This window comes from Streptomyces sp. NPDC000229 (assembly GCF_040300825.1).
Lineage (GTDB): Bacteria > Actinomycetota > Actinomycetes > Streptomycetales > Streptomycetaceae > Streptomyces.
In genome coordinates this window covers 21,479-40,114 of record NZ_JBEPEL010000054.1, presented here as the reverse complement: position 1 = coordinate 40,114, position 18,636 = coordinate 21,479, and the positions used below count along the sequence as shown (strand labels likewise).

Here is an 18,636-nt window from a genome sequence, read left to right as displayed (position 1 = left end):
ATGGATGCCCTGTCTCACGACGCCTCGCCCGCCCTCCCCACCCCGAGGGCGCTGGCCACCGAAGCCGTGCACGCCGGCCGCGACGACCTCGCCGCCATGGGCCTGCACGCCGTGCCGATCGATCTGTCCACCACGTACCCGTCCCACGACGCGAGAGCCGAGGCGGAACGGATCGACGCGTTCGCCATCACCGGCGCCCGCCCGGACGGACCGCCCGTCTACGCCCGGCTGGACAACCCCACGACCGCCCGTTTCGAGACCGCGCTCGCCCGGCTGGAGGGCACCGAGAGCGCCGTCGCGTTCGCCAGCGGCATGGCCGCCCTGACCGCGGTCCTCCTCGTCCGGGCGAGCATGGGCCTCAAGCACGTGGTGGCGGTCCGCCCCCTGTACGGGTGCAGCGACCACCTCCTCACCGCCGGGCTCCTCGGCACGGAGGTGACCTGGACCGACGTGGCCGGCATCGCGGACGCCATCCGCCCCGACACCGGTCTGGTGATGGTCGAGACCCCCGCGAACCCCACGCTCGCCGAGGTCGACATCCGGGCCGTGGCCGACGCCTGCGGTTCGGTACCGCTGCTGGTCGACTCCACCTTCGCCACCCCGGTCCTCCAGCGCCCCGTGGAGCACGGGGCGCGCATCGTCCTGCACAGCGCCACCAAGTACCTCGGCGGGCACGGGGACGTCCTGGCGGGTGTGGTGGCCTGCGACGAGGAGTTCGCCGGCAAGCTGCGCCAGGTGCGGTTCGCCACCGGAGGGGTCCTGCACCCGTTGGCGGGCTACCTTCTGCTGCGCGGGCTGTCCACGCTGCCGGTGCGGATGCGGGCCGCCGCCACGACCGCCGCCGATCTGGCGTGCCGGCTGGCCGCCGATCCCCGGATCGCCCGGGTGTACTACCCGGAGATCGGCGGGGCCATGGTCGCCTTCGAGGTGTACGGGAATCCGCACGACGTGATCGCCGGAGTCCGGCTGATCACGCCGGCGGTCAGCCTCGGCAGCGTCGACACCCTGATCCAGCACCCGGCCTCCATCAGCCACCGGATCGTGGACGAGGACGACCGCCGCTCGGCGGGCGTCAGCGACCGGCTGCTGCGGATGTCAGTCGGCCTGGAGGACGTCGAGGACCTGTGGCGGGACCTGACGGAGGCGCTCAGTGCTCGGCCCGGCCGGCCTGCCGCTGAGGACGGGGTCCGGGAACGCCGTTCAGCCGTGCGGTGATCACCAGGGTGCCCTCCTCGATCTGGTAGTCCAGCGGCAGGTTCAGCCCGCGCATCGCCGCGACCATGCCCGTGTTGGACGACTGCGTCACCGCGTACACGCTCTCGCAGCCCGCTTCGAGCGCCAGCCCGACCAGGCGGTTCAGCAGCTCGGAGCCGATGCCGCGGCGCTGCCAGTCGTCCTCCACGAGCAGGGCCACCTCGGTCTCGTCGCCGTCCCACAGCAGGTGGCCGAGGGCGACGAGCCGGCCGGAGGCCGTCTCCACGGCGAGGGTGCGGCCGAACCGGGGGCTGAGGAGATGGTTGAGGTAGCTGCGGGCGTCCCCGACGGGGCCGTGGTAGCGCAGGCTCAGGGTGCGCACGGAGCAGCGGTCGTGCATGGCCCGGGCCGCCTCCAGGTCGCCCCGGTCGGCGCGGCGGACCGTGATCTCGTTGCCCTCCGGGAGCGTCAGCACGTCCTGGCTGCGGGGGATGCGCGGCCCCAGGCGGGCATCCAGCTCCACAAGGGCACGGGCGCGGGCGAACTCGGTGGGAGTGAACGGCAGGTACGGCCGCTCGATGCTGATGGCTCCGCCGCCCGGGTCGCGCAGCCGCATCACGGTGTCACCGTCCTCCAGCGCGCCTTCCACCGGGGCCGTCGCACCGGTGGGGCGGCCGGTCGGCGAGACGGCCGGCAGCGAGTGGATGGTGCACCGGCCGAGCAACTGCCGGAGGGCCAGCGGGAGTTCGGCGGCGTCGAGTGCCGTACGGGTGGCCAGGCCCAGTACCCGCGCCGGGGTGTCGACCAGGTCGTGTGCGTCGGCGCGCTCGGTCCAGGTGGCCTTGCCGCCCGCCGCGGCCACCTCCCGGGTCAGCGTCGCCGCCTGGAGGGAGGCGGGAGCCCGCAGCAGGAACTCGTCGACCGTGCCGTCGGCCAGCGGATGTGTCTGCAGGGTCAGGATGTCGACGTGGAGGTGTGCCAGTGCCGTGCACAGCGCGGCGAGACTGCCCGGCTCGTCGCGCACCGTGGTCCGCATGCGCCACAGCACCGTCTCCGTCGTCGCCTCCCGGCGGGCTGCGGCCGTCACCGGGCCGCCCCCGGTATGGCCACCGGCGGGGGTGGCGGTCGGCGGGGCATGGCTGTGGCGCCGTGCCCACCAGGTGTGGAACGCCGCCGTGGCGACCAGGACCACCGCCGACACGGCGAGGAGGTACGGGCCGTCGGGGCCGTGCACGATGGTGTTCGCGATCGCGTCCGCGACGGCCACGGCGGTGAACAGGGCGGCCAGTTCGACGAGGTCCCGCCGCCAGTGGTGGTGGCGGCGGGGGTTCTTCGCAGCGGTCACATCAGTCATGGCATCACTGTGACCCCGTGGTGTTGCGCGATCACGAACGCTTTGTGACTGATGGGTTAAGCGTGCATCTGGCCGGTTAGGTCCGGTTTTCAATAGTTTGGGATTCAGTGTCGGCCGTCACTGGCCGATCCGCCCCGGCTGGAGGGTCTTGGTGAAGAGCGTCGCCCCACCGGTCGCCCGCAGCCGTACGGTCAGTTCGCCGCTGTCGCCGTCGATGTCCACCTCGCCGAAGTACTGTGGCGACTCCATCGGCGAGACGTTCCCGCGCTCCGGCGCCCGGACGAAGACCCGGTCCGGGCCGAACGTACCGTCCAGGGCGTTCGCCGGGAAGCCGCCCGCCGCCAGCGGACCCGAGACGAACTCCCAGAACGGCGCGAAATCCGTGAACGCCGCCCGCTCCGGCGCGTAGTGCTGGGCGGAGGTGTAGTGCACGTCCGCCGTGAGCCACACGGTCCCGGTGATCCTCCGGTGCTTGACGAACCGGAGGAGTTCGGCGATCTGGAGCTCCCGGCCCAGCGGCGCGCCCGGGTCGCCCTGCGCGACCGCCTCGATGTCCGTGGCACCGTCCGGGACGACGAGCCCGAGCGGCATGTCCGCCGCGAGCACCTTCCACACCGCGCGCGAGCGGCTCAGCTCCCGCTTCAGCCAGGCGAGTTGACCGGCGCCGAGGATACCGGTGCTGTCGTCCGGCTGACGGCCCGGCGAGTTGGCGTTGCGGTACGTCCGCATGTCCAGCACGAACACGTCCAGCAGCGGCCCGTACCGCACCACCCGGTGCATCCGGCCCGTGTGGAGGGTGGACACCGGGAAGTACTCGCCGAACGCCCGCAGCGACCGGGCGGCGAGGACGTCGACGTCCTTCTCGGTGTAGCGCGGGTCGTCCAGGATCTGGCCCGGGTACCAGTTGTTGCGCACCTCGTGGTCGTCCCACTGCACGACGGAGGGCACCTGGGCGTTGAAGGCGCGGACGCCCGGGTCCAGCAGGTTGTAGCGGAAGACCCCCCGGTACTCGTCGAGCGTTTCGGCGACCTTCGCCTTCTCCTCGGTCATCACATTGCGCCAGACCCGCCCGTCCGGAAGCGGCACCCGGGCCTGGAGGGGCCCGTCGGCGTAGACGGTGTCCCCGCTACACAGGAAGAAGTCCGGGTCCAGACGGCGCATCTCCTCGTACGCGTAGAAACCGCCGATGTCCGGGTTGATGCCCCACCCCTGCCCGGCGATGTCGCCCGACCACAGGAACCGCACCCCGTCCCGGCGCCGGGCGGGCGCGGTGCGGAAGGTGCCGAGGACCGGCTCACCACCGCGCCGGGGGTCGTCCGGGTCCACGAGCGTGACGCGGTAGTGGACCTGCTCGCCCGGGGGCAGGCCGCGCAGCACCGTGGTGCCGGTGAAGTCCGTGCCGGGACCCAGCAACGGGCCGGCGTGGCGGCGGACGTGCCGGAACGATTCGGTGGCCGAGGTCTCCACGACCATCCGGGCCGGGCGGTCCGACCGTACCCACACCAGGCCGGACGACGCCGTGACGTCGCCCGTCTGCACCCCCCACGCGGCCGCCGGCCGTCCGGACCGGGCGAACGCGGGGGCGGCGGCGCCCACGGACAGTGCCACCGACGCGGCCAGCGAACCCCGCAGGACGGTACGGCGGGCGGGGGACGGGCTCGGACTCTGCGACATCGATACGCCTCCGGGGACGGGACATGGGGCCGCCCCATGCCTAACGCCCGGCGGCGGCGCGCACACGAACCCCGCGTGAACACCCTCCCTCGGGCGCCTGCCATCAGGCCTGCACCCGGGCTGCCCCGGGCGGCGTCGGATGGGCGTACGCCAGGACCATCCCCGTTGTCCGGCCGCGCCCTCCCGCCCTGGTCGGTGAGCGGAGGACGGGGGGCCGCGCCGGCCTCGGCGGCCCGCTCCCGGAACGAGGCCTCCGGCGCCCCGGGCCCCGGCGCCCCGGCGCATGACGCCCCGGACGACGGGCCCGGCGTCGGGGTGGTGCGGCGGAGCGCGTCGCGGGTCTGCCGCCAGGATCGGTCGGGGCGTTCGGCCGTGCGGACGCCGGTGCGTACACCACGGCCGTCGTCACGGGCGTCGGGTCCGTCTGCTGGTACACGGGCGTCCAGCGGACCGGCGCCGAGCGCGCCACCCGTTCTCCGGGCCCGTCCCGGGGCCGGCGGCGATGGCCGCGCCGCCGCCCGCCCCGGGCTCGTACGGGCTCGTACGGGATTGCCCGGGGCATCGGCGGCGCGCTGGTGGGCGCGGGTGTCCTCCGGCGGCGTACCGCGGGCGCCTCAGCGGCTGCCGTCCAGGAGCACGCGCGCGACGAGGGCGGGGTCGTCGCTCATCGGCACGTGTCCGCATCCGGGCAGGCGCACCAGCCGCGCCGCGGGGACGGCCCGTTTGGCGCGGACGCCCTGGCGGCGCAGCAGCAGCCGGTCGCGGGTGCCCCACGCGATGGTGACGGGCAGCCCGGGGACGTCGTCCTGGAACAGCACCTGGCGCCCGGCGGCCAGCGTCCGGCGGAAGCCGGTGGCCCCGCGCAGCGCCAGCGTCTCGGCGACCACGGCCTCCGGTGAACGCCGCCCGGGCCGCGCGTAGATCGTGCTGGTCAGCGCGGCCCGCCCGGCGGGCGACCGGGACAGCCACTCGATCATCGACAGGGGCATGGACTCCGCCCCCTGGCGCATGGCGAGGAGCGTGCCGAAGGCGTACCGGCGCTCGCTCTCCGTCCAGAAGCCGGCGGGTGAGAGCGCCGTGACCGACCGGGCGAGCTTGCCGCGGCCCATTTCCAGGGCCAGCAGTCCGCCCAGCGAGTTGCCCGCCACGTGCGGCCGGTCGAGGTCCAGCGCCTCGCACAGCGCGCCGAGCACCGGTACGACCGTGGCCAGGTCGTAGGCGAAGTCGTCGGGCAGCGCGGGCGAGGCGCCGAAGCCGGGCAGGTCGACGGCGATCACCTCGCGCTCGGCGGCCAGGATCTCCAGCACCGGCTGCCAGGCCTGCCAGTGGTGCCCTATGCCGTGGAGCAGCAGCAGCGGCTCCCCGTCGCCCATCCGCTCGGACTCCACGGACACCGTGCCGGACCCGCGCGGGGACTCGACCGAGAAGGACACCTGTGCGGCCATGCTGCTTCTCCCTGTCCCCGTCCCTGCCCTCTGCACGCCCACGTCCCTGTCTTAGACGTGGTGTCAGCAACAATTACCGTGCGGTAGTCCCGAGTTCAAGGGGCCGGGCCGTGTTCCGCGTGTCCCGTGCCGCATGATGGGTCGGTGGCAACCGACGCAGACACAGAACCCGGCACCGAAGCCGATGACGTCACCGGTGTGTTCGAGGCGTACCGGCCCGTCCTGACCGGAGTGGCCTACCGGATGCTCGGCCGCGTCGCCGACGCGGAGGACGTGGTCCAGGAGGCCTGGCTCCGCTGGTCGGCCGCCGAGCGCTCGGACGTCCGCGAGCCCCGCGCCTACCTCGTACGCGTCACGACCCGGCTCGCCATCGACCGGCTCCGCCAGGTGCAGGCGCGTCGCGAGGCGTACGTCGGCCCCTGGCTGCCCGAACCGGTCGTCACCGACTTCGGGCCGACCGTCCCCGACACGGCCGAGCGCGCCGTGCTCGTCGACTCGGTCTCGCTCGCGGTCCTGGTGGTCCTCGAATCCCTCTCGCCGCTGGAGCGGGCGGTGTTCGTGCTGCGCGAGGCCTTCGGCTTCCCGTACGCGGAGATCGCGGCCACCCTCGACCGCTCGGAGGCGGCCGTGCGGCAGCTCGCGGGACGTGCCCGCCGTCACGTCGACGAGGGCCGGCCCCGTTACGACGTCGACCCCGCCGTGCGCCGCGACCTGACGGAGCGTTTCCTCGCCGCGGCGGCCGGGGGAGACCTGGACGGGCTGCTCGCCGTGCTCGCCCCCGACGTGCGGCTCGTCGGGGACAGCGGCGGCAAGGCCAAGGCGCCGCTGCGCGTCATGCGGACCGCCGACAAGGTCGGCCGGTTCCTCTGCGCGGTCGCCAAGGATGTGGCCATGTACACCGAGTTCCGGACCGTCGAGGTCAACGGCGGGCCCGCGATGCTCGTCCTCGTCGACGGAAAGCCCGACTCGCTGTTCCAGGTGGATGTCGTCGACGACCGGATCCAGTGCGTCTATGTCGTGAGAAACCCTGAGAAGCTGGTTTCGCTGATGCCATGACCCGGCACCCTCAGGAGCCGCCAGGCCCCGTGTCCTACCCGGACGCGGGGCCTTTCGCCGTGCGCCTCGCCGGGCCAGTACGGAGGGCCGTACGGACAGGAGTGTGAGGCCGAGAACACTCAGCGGCAGGACTCCACCCCGCTGCGTAACCGGCCGACGATTGGTCTTGACCAAGGGTGGGTGCCGCCTTATGGTCGCAAGGGTTAGTGCAGGAACCTTTAATAAACAAGGCACGGAAAGCCGCCGGGAGTCCGGCGATTGCGGAGGATCAGGGTGGGGACCACGCAGCTGGAATCGGTGCCGGAGCCCAAGTACTGGCACCTCAAGACCGTGATCGGCGAAGCACTGGACACGGATTTCTCGGTGGGGGAGATCCTGCCCAACGAGCGTGAACTGGCCGCTCGTTTCGGCGTTGCCCGTGCCACGCTCCGTCAGGCGCTCGAACAGCTGGAGCTCGAGGGCCGGCTGCAGCGCCGCCGCGGCGTCGGTACCACCGTCGCCCCGCCCCGCATGGGAGTGGACGTCTCCACCACGCAGGCCCAGTGGCCCGGGGCCGGTGAGGAGGCCTGGCAGCCCGTCGACTGCGTCCTCGCCGCCCCGCCCGCCGCCGTGGCCCGCCTCCTCGACCTCGACCGGGGCGCCGACGAGCCGGTGCACACCGTACGCCGCCTCCGTGTGACGCACGGTCAGGCCGTCGCCGCGGAGCAGCTGTACGTCCCGGCCGGCTCCGTACCGGACCTCACCGCCATCGACGCCCCGTCCGGCGCGGCCCGCGCCCGCAGCGTCCTGCGTGAACTGCAGCGGCTCACCCTGGAGGGGCAGGACCGCGCCGTGGAGCTGGGCTCCGCCCGCGCGGACGACGCCAAGGAGCTCGACCGGCTGCCCGGCGCCCCGGTCCTCCTCGTCACCACCCGGTACCTGTCGGACGGCCGCACCGCCGCGGTCTCCGTCGCCACCTACCGCGCCGACACCTGCCGGCTCACCTTCGGCGACGCCGGGGACTTCGGCATCGCCTCCTGACCCCTCACCACCGTGCCCGGCCCGTCGCTCAGCGGCGGGCCGTCACCGTCCCCTCGACCGCGAACAACTGCTCCTCCACATGGTCGAGGGCCAGCCGCAGCGCACCCGTCGCCACCGCCGCCTCGCCCAGCAGCGACAGCGCCACCCGCGGCGGCCGCAGACAGAACCGCGCCAGCTCGTCCCGCAGCGGCTGGAGCACACCGTCCAGGCCGGCCGCCCAGCCGCCGACCACCACCAGCTCCGGATCGAGCGCCAGCACCAGCGCGGCCACGTCGTGCACCAGCCGCTGGACGAACCGGTCCACCGCCGCCCGGGCCCGTGCGTCGCCGTCCCGCGCCAGCGCGAAGACCTCCGCCACCGCCTGCTCGTCCAGCGGGTGCAGCGGCTCGTCCGTGGTCGACAGCAGCGTCTCCGGCGTCGCCCCCTGCCCCAGCAGGTGCAATGCGCCGATCTCCCCGGCTGCCCCACCGAACCCCCGATGCAGCCGTCCGCCGATCAGTGACCCGGCCCCGGGACTCAGCCCCGCGAGGACGAAGACGATGTCGTCCGAGTCGGTCGCCGCGCCCTTCCACTGCTCGGCCACCGCCGCCGCGTTCGCGTCGTTCTCGACCAGCACCGGGCACCGGAACGACCGCCGCAGCCGCTCGCCGAGCGCCAGCCCCGTCCAGCCGGGCAGCGCCGTGCCGAGCCGTACCGTGCCGTCCGCCTCCACGATCCCCGGCGTCCCGACCCCCACGGCCCGTAGACTGCCGCGCGCCACACCGGTGCGGCGCAGCACGTCGGCGACCACCGCCCGCACCCGTTCCAGCCGCTCGTCCGCCGACGCCGTCTCCGACACCTCCCGGGAACCGGCGCCGATGATCCGCCCGTCCAGCCCCGACATCAGCGCGGCCACCCGGCGCGGACCGATCTCGACACCCATCAGATGCCCGGCCTCGGCCCGGAACCGGAACCGCCGTGCCGGCCGCCCCTGGCGCCTGGCCTCGCCCTCCTCGGGCGCCACCTCGACCACCAGGCCGTTGACGATGAGCCCTTCGACCACGCCCTCGACGGTGGGGCGGGACAGGCCCGTGATCCGGGTCAGGTCGGTGAGCGTGCGGGCGTCGCCGCCCCGCAGCGCATGGAGTACCACCGCGGAGTTGATCCGCCGCAGCAGCGACGGATCTCCGCCGGTCAGCTGCCCCACAGTGTGTCCTCCCAGCTCGCACGCGTGTCTGCCGGATGGTACTCAATGGCCCGGCCGCGCTGTCGGCCCCCTCGCCCCTGGGCCACCGATCGCCGAGCCGGAGGTGGACGCACGGCTCAGGCGGACGACGGTTCAGGCGGACGCACGGTTCGGACGCACGGTTCGGACGGACGCGGCTCAGGCCGGCGTGACGAACCCCGACTCGTACGCCGCGATGACCGCCTGCGTACGGTCACGCGCCCCCAGCTTGGCGAGCACCGAGCTGACATGGGTCTTGACCGTCTCCGCGCCGACGACGAGCTCGGCGGCGATCTCCGCGTTCGACAGGCCGCCAGCCATCAGCCGCAGCACCACCGATTCCCGTTCCGTCAGCGCGGCCCGCGCCGTGCTGTTGCCGTACGTGGCGGCGAGCGACCGCACCGCCGCGGGGAAGAGCAGCGACTCGCCCTCGGCGACCAGCCGCACCGCGTGCACGATCTCCGACGGCCGGTGGACCGTCGACGGCGCGAGGGCCGAGGACGTCGGCGCGCTCGCCGCCCGCGAGGGCATCCCCGTACAGGAACTCTCCGACGACCGTGTCTCGCTGGAGCAGGCGTACCTCAACTGACCGGCGCGGCGACGGAGTTCACCGGAACCACCACGACCAGCGGCCGGGAGGCCCGACCATGCCCACCACCGCCGTCCTCCACTCCGAGTGGCTCAAAATCAGGACCATGCGCTCGCTCGCGGCGGCGCTGATCGCCGTGTTCGCCGCCACCGCGGGAATCACCATCCTGGTGAACGCCCTCACCGGTGCCGACGCAGCGGGACGGACCGGCGACGACCCGCTGTTCGCCGCCTTCTTCGGCCTCATCTTCGGCCAGATCGCCGCCAACGCCTTCGGCACGCCGGCCGTCTCCTCCGAGTACGCGAACGGCGCCCTGCGGATCTCGCTCGCCGCCGTCCCGGACCGGACGCGCTTCCACGCCGCCGAGGCGGCCGTCGTCGGCGCCCTGACCCTGCTGGTGGGGGTGGCCACCGGCTTCGTCACCTTCCTGGGCGGGCAGGCGTTCCTGGGGGAGCGGGCCCTGGGGCTCGGCGACCCCGGCGCGGTGCGCGCGTGTGTCGGCAGTGGCACCTACCTGGCGCTGATGGCGCTGTTCGCGGCGGGGCTGACGGCCGTGCTGCGCAGCGGCACCGCCGTACTGAGCGTGCTGGTCCCGTTCGTCCTGATCGTGTCGTTCGTGGTCGGTGACGTCGCGGCGGGCGTGGCGGAGTACCTCCCGGACCAGGCGGGGCAGTTGGTGGTACGCCAGGACTCCGGCGGCATCGGTCCCTGGACCGGGCTCGTGGTGACGGCGGCGTGGGCGGCGGCCGCCCTGCCGGCCGGCTGGTCCGCCGTACGCCGGAGGGACGCCTGAGGGGCGCCTGAGGGACGCCGACGGGGCCTGACGCAACGCCAATTGTCAGTGCCGGGGGCTTTACTGGAGCCATGACCACCGCACGGCACCTGGCGACCATCGATCAGCTGCGCTCCCTGCCCTTCCCGGCGGAGTCCGGCAGAACGGCCCTGGGCTACAGCGGCGTTGGTTACCACATCGTCGAGCTCACCACGAGCGAGGACTTCTGGGACGACGACGGCACCCGGCGCGAGATCGTCGAGGACCAGTATGAGGCGGAGCGTGACGCGCTCGCCACGCTGCTCACCGCCCGCTGGGGGGAACCGCAGGTGTTCAGCCTGTGGTCGGTGTTCGACCGGAGCATGGCCGGAGAGGAGATACCGGACCCGTGGGGCGGTCTGAGCCAGTCCGTGCCCGACGTCCACCTCTGGCGGGTGGAGGAGCACTGGATAGCCCTGGGTGTCTCGCAATGGGACAAGGAGCTGCCGTTCCAGCTGGTCGCCGCCGTCACGGAGACGGACCCGCCCTAGGACCGGGCGGAATCCTCCCGCGCGGCCTCGCGCAGCCGGGCGAATTCCTCCGCCATCGTCTCCAGCGTCCAGTGCGCGTTGAGCCCGCTGGGGTTGGGCAGCGCCCAGATCCGGGTGTCACCGATCACCCGCTCCTGCGGACCCATCCGCGCCTTGGGGTCCTGGAACGCCGTGCGGTACGCGGTGATCCCGGCCACCGCCAGCCAGCGCGGCCGCAGCCGCTCCACCTTGAGGGCCAGCAGCCGGCCGCCCTCACGGAACTCCTCGTCGCTCAGCTCGTCGGCCCGCGCGCTGGCCCGCGTGACGACGTTGGTGATGCCGAGCCCGTAGTCGAGGAGCTCCTCCTGCTCGGACGGCCGCAACTGCCTCGGGGTGAAGCCGGAGCGGTGCAGCACGGGCCAGAAGCGGTTGCCGGGCCGGGCGAAGTGGTGACCGGTCGCGGCCGACATCAGGCCCGGGTTGATGCCGCAGAAGAGCACGGACAGGCCGCCCGCGATCACATCGGGGACGATGCGGTCGCGAGCGGCCTCGAGTTCCTGGGGTGTCATACGGGTCGTGTGCCCAGCGATCAGAGAATCGCACCCGGCACGTAACCGGCGGCCTCGGGGTGCTGCTTGGCGATCTCCTCGATCCGGGCGACCACCACACCCACCTGGTCGGCGGCGGCACCCGTGAACGACAGCTTGTCCGCCATCGCCGCGTCCAGCTGCGCCCGGTCCAGCGGGATGCGGTCGTCGGCGGCGAGCTTGTCGAGGAGCTCGTTGCGCTCGGCGCCCTGCTCGCGCATGGCCAGCGCCGACGCCACCGCGTTCTCCTTGATGGCCTCGTGCGCGACCTCGCGGCCCACCCCGGCCCGCACCGACGCCATCAGCACCTTGGTGGTGGCGAGGAACGGCAGGTAGCGGTCCAGCTCGCGGGCGACGACCGCCGGGAACGCGCCGAACTCGTCGAGCACGGTCAGGAACGTCTCCAGCAGTCCGTCGAGCGCGAAGAACGCGTCGGGCAGCGCCACCCGGCGGACCACCGAGCAGGACACGTCGCCCTCGTTCCACTGGTCGCCCGCGAGCTCGCCGGTCATCGACGCGTAGCCACGCAGGATGACCATCAGGCCGTTCACGCGCTCGCAGGAGCGGGTGTTCATCTTGTGCGGCATCGCCGAGGAGCCGACCTGGCCGGGCTTGAAGCCCTCGGTGACCAGCTCGTGCCCGGCCATCAGCCGGATGGTCTTCGCCAGCGACGAGGGCGCGGCGGCCAGCTGCACCAGCGCCGTGACGACCTCGTAGTCCAAAGAGCGCGGGTAGACCTGGCCGACCGAGGTGAAGGCGTTGGCGAAGCCCAGGTGCCCGGCGATCCGCTGCTCCAGCTCCGCGAGCTTCGCGGCGTCCCCGCCCAGCAGGTCCAGCATGTCCTGCGCCGTGCCGACCGGGCCCTTGATGCCGCGCAGCGGGTAGCGGCCCAGCAGCTCCTCCAGCCGCGCGTACGCCACCAGCAGCTCGTCCGCCGCGGTCGCGAAGCGCTTGCCGAGCGTCGTGGCCTGGGCGGCGACATTGTGCGAGCGCCCTGCCATGACCAGCTCGCCGTACTCGCCCGCCAGCTTGCCCAGCCGGGCCAGCACCGCCACGGTGCGGTCGCGCATCAGCTCCAGCGAGAGCCGGATCTGCAGCTGTTCGACGTTCTCGGTGAGGTCGCGCGAGGTCATGCCCTTGTGGACCTGCTCGTGGCCCGCCAGCGCGTTGAACTCCTCGATCCGCGCCTTCACGTCATGGCGCGTGACCTTCTCGCGCTCCGAGATCGACACCAGGTCGACCTGGTCGAGCACCCGCTCGTAGTCGGCGAGCGCGGCCTCCGGCACCTCGATCCCGAGGTCCTTCTGCGCACGCAGCACGGCGAGCCACAGCCGGCGCTCCAGCTTCACCTTCTGCTCGGGGGACCAGAGGACGGCGAGCTCCGCGGAGGCGTAGCGGCCGGCCAGGACATTGGGGATGCGGGGCTTGGCAGTCACGTGACCAGAGCTTACCTGGCGACTGCGGCGGCTCGTGAGCGCCCACACAGTCCATAAGGTCCAGGTCAGAGGCGCTCAGGCCGCCGTGCCGCGCCCAGGGTGTGACACGCGTCCGAGACGGGAAAGCCCCGGGCCGGTGGTTCCTGCGCTGCCGGGTCCTTGATCCGAAACCGTTCCGATCAAGGAGGGAGCCGAACCCGTGCGAGACCGCACCCTGGGCGCCGAGCACGTCGCGCCCCCTCAGTCGATACAGAACTCGTTGCCCTCGATGTCCAGCATCGGGATGCACGAATCAGTGCCGTCATACAGCGTCTGCACGTGTACGGCGCCGAGCGGGACCAGTCGGGCGCATTCGGCCTCGAGCGCGGCGAGGCGCTCTTCACCCACGAGTCCGGTGCCGACCCGCACGTCAAGATGCACCCGGTTCTTGGCGGCCTTCCCTTCGGGGACGCGCTGGAAGTACAGCCGCGGGCCCACACCTGAGGGATCAACGCAGGCGAACCAGGAATCCCGCTGCTCAGGCGGTTGCGCGCGCTTGAAGTCGTCCCACGTGGCAAACCCCTCCGGTGGAGGCGGTACGACGTACCCCAGCACCTCGCACCAGAAACGAGCGAGGCGCTCGGGTTCCGCGCAGTCGAAGGTGACTTGGAACTTCTTGATCGACGTCATCGGTCCACCATATGGGGGCGTGCTCTTCATCGAAATCCCGGGTTGGGTGCGACTCGGGCCGACGTCGGAAAGCCGGCGGCTCGCCGCGCGAAGGTCGCGCGTCGAGGGCGCAATGCGCCGGGTTCACGAACCGCTCGACCCGGGTTCACGGCCGCCGACATCGGATGCCGGATGATGTCTGTCCCGCCACAACCGCATCACGCCGGCGTCCGGACAGCGGCCATCGTGCCGGCTGCCATCGTGCCGCCCAGGCCGGAACTCGACGATGCCCGGCCGCCATCCGTGGACGTCGGTCCAGGTTCGCGCCCTTCCGTGCTGCCGGAACCACCTGAGACACCATCAGGACCGCCTGAGCAGGGGGCGATGAGACATGAGACGGCTCGCTCATGCCACCGAAGATCGATCGAGCAGCTCGGGGGAGTGGCGAGCCGGGTGCTCGAACGGCCGGTCGTCGGTCCGCTCCGGTGGGAAGGACCGCGGTTCCGGCATGCGGGTGACACGTGCTCTCGTACCGTCGGGGCACAGGCCGGCGAGCCGGTCCGGGCAGGTGGTCGGCTGTGCTGCGTCAGCGCGCTATGCATACATTACGTAGATATTCTATGGAGTGTGATCGCGTCTGGACGGCTGCGGCTCCGTCGGCGCCCCGGCCCGGGAAGATTTGTGCGGCTGTCGCCGGTCATCCTGACCGTCGTCATCGCCGGCCTGGCGTACACCACTCCGCCGGAAATGGCTTTCAGCCGCCTCCTGCCCGCGGCGCCCGCCCTGGCCGCCGCCATGTGGCCGGTGCTCCCCACCGTCCTGCTCGGGACGGTCTGCCTCTGTCTGATGATCGGCCTGAGCCTCGTCTTCCCCGATCTGGGGACGTGGTGGACGGCCGCGGGAATCGTCGCGGTCACCGTGGCCGCCGCGTACGGAAGCCATGTCCGGCTCCAGCGGGAGCGCACCCTCTTCCAGGTACGGCTCGTCGCCGACGCGGCACAGCAGGTGGTGCTGAGCCCCATGCCCCGCCGCTTCGGCATCATCGAGATCGAGTCGCTGTACCTCGCGGCCGCGGCGGAGGCCCGCATCGGCGGGGACTTCTACGAGGTGGTCGACACGCCATACGGGGTCAGGCTGCTCATCGGCGACGTGCGAGGCAAGGGCCTGCCGGCGGTGGGGGCGGCCGCGGCGATCGTCAACGCCTTCCGGGAGGCGGCCTACGACGAGACCGACATGGTCGACGTCGCACGCAGACTGGACGCCAGCAGCACCCGCTACAACGCCGCCTTTCCCCCCGAGGGGCCGATGGAGCGCTTCGCCACCGCCCTGCTCGCCGAGATCCCGCACGACGGCAGACGCATCGACATCCTCAACTGCGGACACCCCCCGCCGCTGCTCCTGAACCGCAGGAAAGTCCGTGTCCTCGAGTCCGCCACCCCGTCGCCACTGCTCAGCCTCGCCGAGCTCATCGGCGATCACTACACCGTCGACACCTTCGACTTCGCCCCCGGCGACCTGCTGCTCCTCTACACCGACGGGATCGCCGAGGCCCGCGCCCACGACGGCGAGTTCTTCCCGCTGGCAGCCTGGATGCGCCGACAGCCCCCGACACCGCCCCGCGAACTGCTCACGGCTCTTCACCGCGACCTCCTCCGCTACAGCAGAGGACGCCTTGACGACGACATCGCCGCCCTCGCCGTACGCCTGTGTGAGCCCTGAGCTACGGGGTCCCAGTGAGCGGCCCGCACCACGCACCCTCCATGGCGCCCGCTCAAGCTTGCCGCGAACGCGTCGCTACGAGTACGACGACTCGTCGTCGAGGAGGTACGGCAGCAGCTCCGGCCGCTTGGCCGGGCGACCGTCACCGGAGGACCGGCCGGTCAGCCGCCGCGCTATCCACGGTCCCAGATGCTGCCGGGCGAACCGGACGTCGCCGATCCGCCGGGCCGACCAGGCGGTCGGCACCGCCGGCGGCAGCGGGGCCCGCCAGTCCTCCTCCGGGTCCAGGCCGAGCGCCTGCCACACGGCCTCGGCCACCCGCCGGTGGCCCTCCGTGGTCAGGTGCAGCCGGTCCAGGTCCCACAGCCGTGGGTCGCCCATCACCTCGGCGCCGTACAGGTCGACCACCAGGGCGCCGTGCCGGGCGGCCAGTTCGTCGACGTAGCGGAAGAGCTCTTCCATGCGCGGCCGGAACCGCTGCATGACGGGGCCGTTCCGACCGGGGCTGCGCATCAGCACCAGCCGCCCGCAGGAGGAGGCCAGCCGCTCCACGGCCGCCTCCAGCCGTCCGCGCACCCGGCCCAGGTCGCACTTCGGGCGCAGCGTGTCGTTGAGCCCGCCGACCAGGGTGACGATGTCCGCCTTCATGGCCGCCGCGAGGTCCACCTGCTCGTCGACGATCTGGCCGATCAGCTTGCCGCGCACGGCGAGGTTGGCGTACCGGAACCCGGGTGTGCGGGCCGCGAGGCGGGCCGCCAGCAGATCCGCCCAACCCCGGTAGGAGCCGTCGGGCAACAGGTCCGACATGCCCTCGGTGAAGCTGTCGCCGACCGCGACAAAACTGTTGTAGTGGCATTCATCTCCATGGCGGAGTGATCGTACCGCGCGGTAGGTGGCGCCGGTCTACCCGGCCGGGCGCCTCACCAGCTTGCGCAGGACGTCCTCCATCGTGACCATGCCGGCCAGCTTGCCGTCGTCGTCGAGCACCGCCGCCAGGTGCGTACGGCTGCGCCGCATGGCCGTCAGCACGTCGTCCAGCGGTGTGGCCGCCCGCACCCGGGCGATCGGCCGCATCGCCGACACGGGGAACGGCAGCTCGCGCGGCGTCACGTCCAGCGCGTCCTTCACATGCAGGTAACCGAGGATCCGGCGGGTCGAGTCGACCACCGGGAAGCGGGAGAAGCCCGACTCGGCGGCCAGCGCCTCCAGCTCCTCGGGCGTGGTGCCGACCCTCGCGTACACCACCCGCTCCACCGGCATCACGACGTCGCGCACCGGGCGGCGCCCGAGCTCCAGGGCGTCGTGCAGCCGCTCGGCCGCCCGGTCGTCCAGGAGTCCCGCGTCACCGGCGTCCTTCACCATCCGCGCCAGCTCGTCGTCCGAGAACGTCGCCGACACCTCGTCCCGCGTCTCCACCCGCATCAGCTTCAGCAGGGTGTTGGCGAACGCGTTGATCGTGAAGATCACCGGCTTCAGCGTCCGCGCCACCGCCACCAGCGGCGGACCCAGCAGCAGCGCCGTCCGCGTCGGCTCCGCCAGCGCGATGTTCTTCGGCACCATCTCGCCGAGCAGCATGTGCAGGTACGTGGCCAGGGACAGTGCGATCACGAACGAGATCGGGTGCACCAGCCCGTGCGGTACGCCGACGGCGTCGAACACCGGCTCCAGCAGGTGGGCGATGGCCGGCTCGGCGACGACACCGAGCACCAGGGTGGACAGGGTGATGCCCAGCTGGGCCGCCGCCAGCAGCGCCGAGACGTGCTCCAGGCCCCAGATGACGCTGCGCGCCCGCCGGTTCCCGGCCTCGGCCTCGGGCTCGATCTGGCTGCGGCGTACGGAGATCATGGCGAACTCCGCACCCACGAAGAACGCGTTGACCACCAGGGTGAGGAAACCGATCAACAACTGGATCGCGGTCATCGGCTCGCCTCCCCGCCCTTGTGCGCCCCGGGCCCGTCGGTGCCCGATTCGTGCCCGTCCCCGTCCGGCCCGCCCACCGGGGCGTGCAGCAGCACCCGCGCGGCACGGCGCCCGGAGGCGTCGACCACGTCGAGCAGCCAGCCACCCAGGGCGACGCTGTCACCGACCTCCGGGATACGGCCCAGCTCGGTCGCGACGAGCCCGGCGAGGGTCTCGTACGGACCGTCCGGCATGCGCAGGCCGATCGTCTCCAGCTGGTCGGTCCGGGCGGCGCCGTCCGCGGACCACAGGGCCCGCCCGTCGGCGTCCTCGCCCGCCGGCGCCAGATCCGGCGTCTCGTGCGGGTCGTGCTCGTCGCGCACCTCGCCGACGACCTCCTCGACGATGTCCTCCAGCGTCACGACGCCGGCGGTGCCGCCGTACTCGTCTATGACGACGGCCATCGTCGTCTTGCCGGACAGCCGGTCCAGCAGTCGGTCCACGGTCAGCGACTCCGGTACGAGCAGGGGTTCGCGGAGGATCTCCGCGACCGGCTTGCGCCGCCGCTGCTCGGCCGGGACGGTCAGGACGTCCTTGATGTGCGCGATGCCGATGACCGAGTCCAGGCTGTTCCGGTAGACGGGGAAGCGGGACAGGCCGGTGGCGCGGGTCGCGTTGGCGACGTCCTCGGCGGTGGCCTGCGCCTCCAGGGCGGTGACCTGGACGCGCGGGGTCATGACGTTCTCCGCGGTCAGCTCGGCCAGGTTCAGGGTGCGGACGAACAGCTCGGCCGTGTCCTGCTCCAGGGCACCCTCGCGTGCGGAGTGGCGGGCCAGGGCCACCAGCTCCTGCGGGCTGCGCGCGGAGGCCAGCTCCTCGGCCGGCTCCATGCCGAACCGCCGCACGATGCGGTTGGCCGTGTTGTTGAGGTGGCTGATCAGCGGCCTGAACGCCGCGGTGAAGATCCGCTGCGGGGTCGCGACCACCTTGGCGACGCCCAGCGGCGACGAGATGGCCCAGTTCTTCGGAACGAGTTCCCCGACGACCATCAGGACGACCGTCGACAGGGCCGTACCGATGACCAGCGCCACCGAGGACGCCACGGACGCCGAGAGGCCGATGTCCTGGATCGGGCCGCGGATGAGCCTGGCGATGGACGGCTCGGACAGCATGCCGACGATCAGGTTGGTGACGGTGATGCCGAGCTGCGCGCCGGAGAGCTGGAAGGTGAGGGAGCGTACGGCCTTGAGGGCGCCGAGCGCCCCGCGCTCACCCCGCTCGACGGCCCGTTCGAGCTCCCCGCGCTCCACGGTCGTCAGCGAGAACTCGGCCGCGACGAACGCGCCACACGCGACGGAAAGCATGAGCGCCAGCAGGAGCAGGAGCACTTCGGTCATCGGTTCACCTCCGTTCCATGATCGGCCACGGAGGGGAAGGACGCGCGATCTCGGCTACGGCAACTACTGGGAGGGTCGCCCATGGGCGGACGCTCACACCTTTCGATCGATGGTGATTGGTCCACCCATGGTA

15 protein-coding genes and 2 pseudogenes are annotated in these 18,636 nt (G+C 72.4%); 6 read left to right on the top strand and 11 right to left on the bottom strand.

The genetic code is table 11. The features are described from left to right. Positions 1-1,215, top strand: coding sequence for a trans-sulfuration enzyme family protein (locus tag ABT360_RS23920; RefSeq protein WP_351820036.1), 1,215 nt, complete (start codon positions 1-3; stop codon positions 1,213-1,215). Here the strand turns inward: ABT360_RS23920 and ABT360_RS23915 are convergent. The 3 genes from ABT360_RS23915 to ABT360_RS23905 form a co-directional block, all read right to left on the bottom strand. Beyond that, positions 1,148-2,548: a GNAT family N-acetyltransferase gene (locus ABT360_RS23915; RefSeq protein WP_351820033.1), complete on the bottom strand. Its 1,401-nt coding sequence runs from the start codon at positions 2,546-2,548 to the stop codon at positions 1,148-1,150. The genes ABT360_RS23920 and ABT360_RS23915 overlap by 68 nt on opposite strands. Before the next feature lie 117 nt (positions 2,549-2,665). Then, positions 2,666-4,222 (bottom strand): alkaline phosphatase D family protein, encoded by a 1,557-nt coding sequence (locus ABT360_RS23910; protein ID WP_351820030.1) that lies wholly within the window; start codon positions 4,220-4,222, stop codon positions 2,666-2,668. A gap of 614 nt (positions 4,223-4,836) precedes the next feature. Continuing rightward, positions 4,837-5,667: an alpha/beta fold hydrolase gene (locus ABT360_RS23905; protein ID WP_351820027.1), complete on the bottom strand. Its 831-nt coding sequence runs from the start codon at positions 5,665-5,667 to the stop codon at positions 4,837-4,839. Positions 5,668-5,811: 144 nt separating this feature from the next. Between ABT360_RS23905 and ABT360_RS23900 the strand changes: the two genes are divergently transcribed. Next, positions 5,812-6,723, top strand: a complete 912-nt coding sequence (locus ABT360_RS23900; RefSeq protein ID WP_351820024.1) for an RNA polymerase sigma-70 factor — start codon at positions 5,812-5,814, stop codon at positions 6,721-6,723. Between the two features lie 273 nt (positions 6,724-6,996). Next, positions 6,997-7,743, top strand: a complete 747-nt coding sequence (locus ABT360_RS23895; RefSeq protein WP_351820021.1) for a GntR family transcriptional regulator — start codon at positions 6,997-6,999, stop codon at positions 7,741-7,743. Between the two features lie 28 nt (positions 7,744-7,771). Here ABT360_RS23895 and ABT360_RS23890 read toward each other — a convergent pair whose 3' ends face one another. Both ABT360_RS23890 and ABT360_RS23885 read right to left on the bottom strand, forming a co-directional pair. Further along, positions 7,772-8,929 carry an ROK family transcriptional regulator gene (locus tag ABT360_RS23890; RefSeq protein WP_351820018.1) on the bottom strand — a complete coding sequence of 386 codons (1,158 nt, stop codon included), beginning with the start codon at positions 8,927-8,929 and terminating at the stop codon, positions 7,772-7,774. Between the two features lie 177 nt (positions 8,930-9,106). Next, positions 9,107-9,418, bottom strand: a pseudogene (locus ABT360_RS23885) (response regulator transcription factor); the annotation flags it as partial. Positions 9,419-9,594: 176 nt separating this feature from the next. Between ABT360_RS23885 and ABT360_RS23880 the strand changes: the two are divergent. Together ABT360_RS23880 and ABT360_RS23875 are read left to right on the top strand one after the other, a co-directional pair. Further along, positions 9,595-10,329: an ABC transporter permease gene (locus tag ABT360_RS23880; protein WP_351820015.1), complete on the top strand. Its 735-nt coding sequence runs from the start codon at positions 9,595-9,597 to the stop codon at positions 10,327-10,329. A gap of 71 nt (positions 10,330-10,400) precedes the next feature. Then, complete coding sequence (locus tag ABT360_RS23875; protein ID WP_351820012.1) at positions 10,401-10,838, top strand: hypothetical protein; 438 nt, start codon at positions 10,401-10,403, stop codon at positions 10,836-10,838. Here the strand turns inward: ABT360_RS23875 and mug are convergent. The 3 genes from mug to ABT360_RS23860 form a co-directional block, all read right to left on the bottom strand. Continuing rightward, positions 10,835-11,386 (bottom strand): G/U mismatch-specific DNA glycosylase, encoded by a 552-nt coding sequence (gene mug / locus ABT360_RS23870; RefSeq protein ID WP_351820009.1) that lies wholly within the window; start codon positions 11,384-11,386, stop codon positions 10,835-10,837. The genes ABT360_RS23875 and mug overlap by 4 nt on opposite strands. Before the next feature lie 20 nt (positions 11,387-11,406). After that, the gene (purB, locus tag ABT360_RS23865; RefSeq protein ID WP_351820006.1) at positions 11,407-12,840 is read right to left on the bottom strand and encodes an adenylosuccinate lyase; all 1,434 of its coding nucleotides are present in this window, start codon (positions 12,838-12,840) and stop codon (positions 11,407-11,409) included. A gap of 240 nt (positions 12,841-13,080) precedes the next feature. Continuing rightward, positions 13,081-13,509, bottom strand: a complete 429-nt coding sequence (locus ABT360_RS23860; RefSeq protein WP_351820003.1) for a VOC family protein — start codon at positions 13,507-13,509, stop codon at positions 13,081-13,083. Between the two features lie 606 nt (positions 13,510-14,115). Here ABT360_RS23860 and ABT360_RS23855 point away from each other — a divergent pair. Next, the gene (locus ABT360_RS23855) at positions 14,116-15,207 is read left to right on the top strand and encodes a PP2C family protein-serine/threonine phosphatase (RefSeq protein ID WP_351820000.1); all 1,092 of its coding nucleotides are present in this window, start codon (positions 14,116-14,118) and stop codon (positions 15,205-15,207) included. 75 nt (positions 15,208-15,282) lie between these two features. On the opposite strand, the pseudogene ABT360_RS23850 reads toward ABT360_RS23855, so the two are convergent. From ABT360_RS23850 to ABT360_RS23840, 3 genes and pseudogenes are all read right to left on the bottom strand, one after another. Next, a pseudogene (locus ABT360_RS23850) lies at positions 15,283-16,073 on the bottom strand (SGNH/GDSL hydrolase family protein). Positions 16,074-16,110: 37 nt separating this feature from the next. Further along, positions 16,111-17,127, bottom strand: coding sequence for a hemolysin family protein (locus ABT360_RS23845; protein ID WP_351819995.1), 1,017 nt, complete (start codon positions 17,125-17,127; stop codon positions 16,111-16,113). Further along, positions 17,124-18,503 (bottom strand): hemolysin family protein, encoded by a 1,380-nt coding sequence (locus ABT360_RS23840; protein WP_351819993.1) that lies wholly within the window; start codon positions 18,501-18,503, stop codon positions 17,124-17,126. Before ABT360_RS23840 ends, ABT360_RS23845 begins: the two co-directional genes overlap by 4 nt. Positions 18,504-18,636 lie beyond the last annotated feature (133 nt).

Coding starts and splice junctions, on each gene's coding strand:
- ABT360_RS23915 (WP_351820033.1), bottom strand. CDS start 2,548: ATGACTGATGTGACCGCTGCGAAGAACCCCCGCCGCCACCACCACTGG.
- ABT360_RS23860 (WP_351820003.1), bottom strand. CDS start 13,509: ATGACGTCGATCAAGAAGTTCCAAGTCACCTTCGACTGCGCGGAACCC.
- ABT360_RS23840 (WP_351819993.1), bottom strand. CDS start 18,503: ATGACCGAAGTGCTCCTGCTCCTGCTGGCGCTCATGCTTTCCGTCGCG.
- ABT360_RS23880 (WP_351820015.1), top strand. CDS start 9,595: ATGCCCACCACCGCCGTCCTCCACTCCGAGTGGCTCAAAATCAGGACC.
- mug (WP_351820009.1), bottom strand. CDS start 11,386: ATGACACCCCAGGAACTCGAGGCCGCTCGCGACCGCATCGTCCCCGAT.
- ABT360_RS23905 (WP_351820027.1), bottom strand. CDS start 5,667: ATGGCCGCACAGGTGTCCTTCTCGGTCGAGTCCCCGCGCGGGTCCGGC.
- ABT360_RS23845 (WP_351819995.1), bottom strand. CDS start 17,127: ATGACCGCGATCCAGTTGTTGATCGGTTTCCTCACCCTGGTGGTCAAC.
- ABT360_RS23910 (WP_351820030.1), bottom strand. CDS start 4,222: ATGTCGCAGAGTCCGAGCCCGTCCCCCGCCCGCCGTACCGTCCTGCGG.
- ABT360_RS23920 (WP_351820036.1), top strand. CDS start 1: ATGGATGCCCTGTCTCACGACGCCTCGCCCGCCCTCCCCACCCCGAGG.
- ABT360_RS23875 (WP_351820012.1), top strand. CDS start 10,401: ATGACCACCGCACGGCACCTGGCGACCATCGATCAGCTGCGCTCCCTG.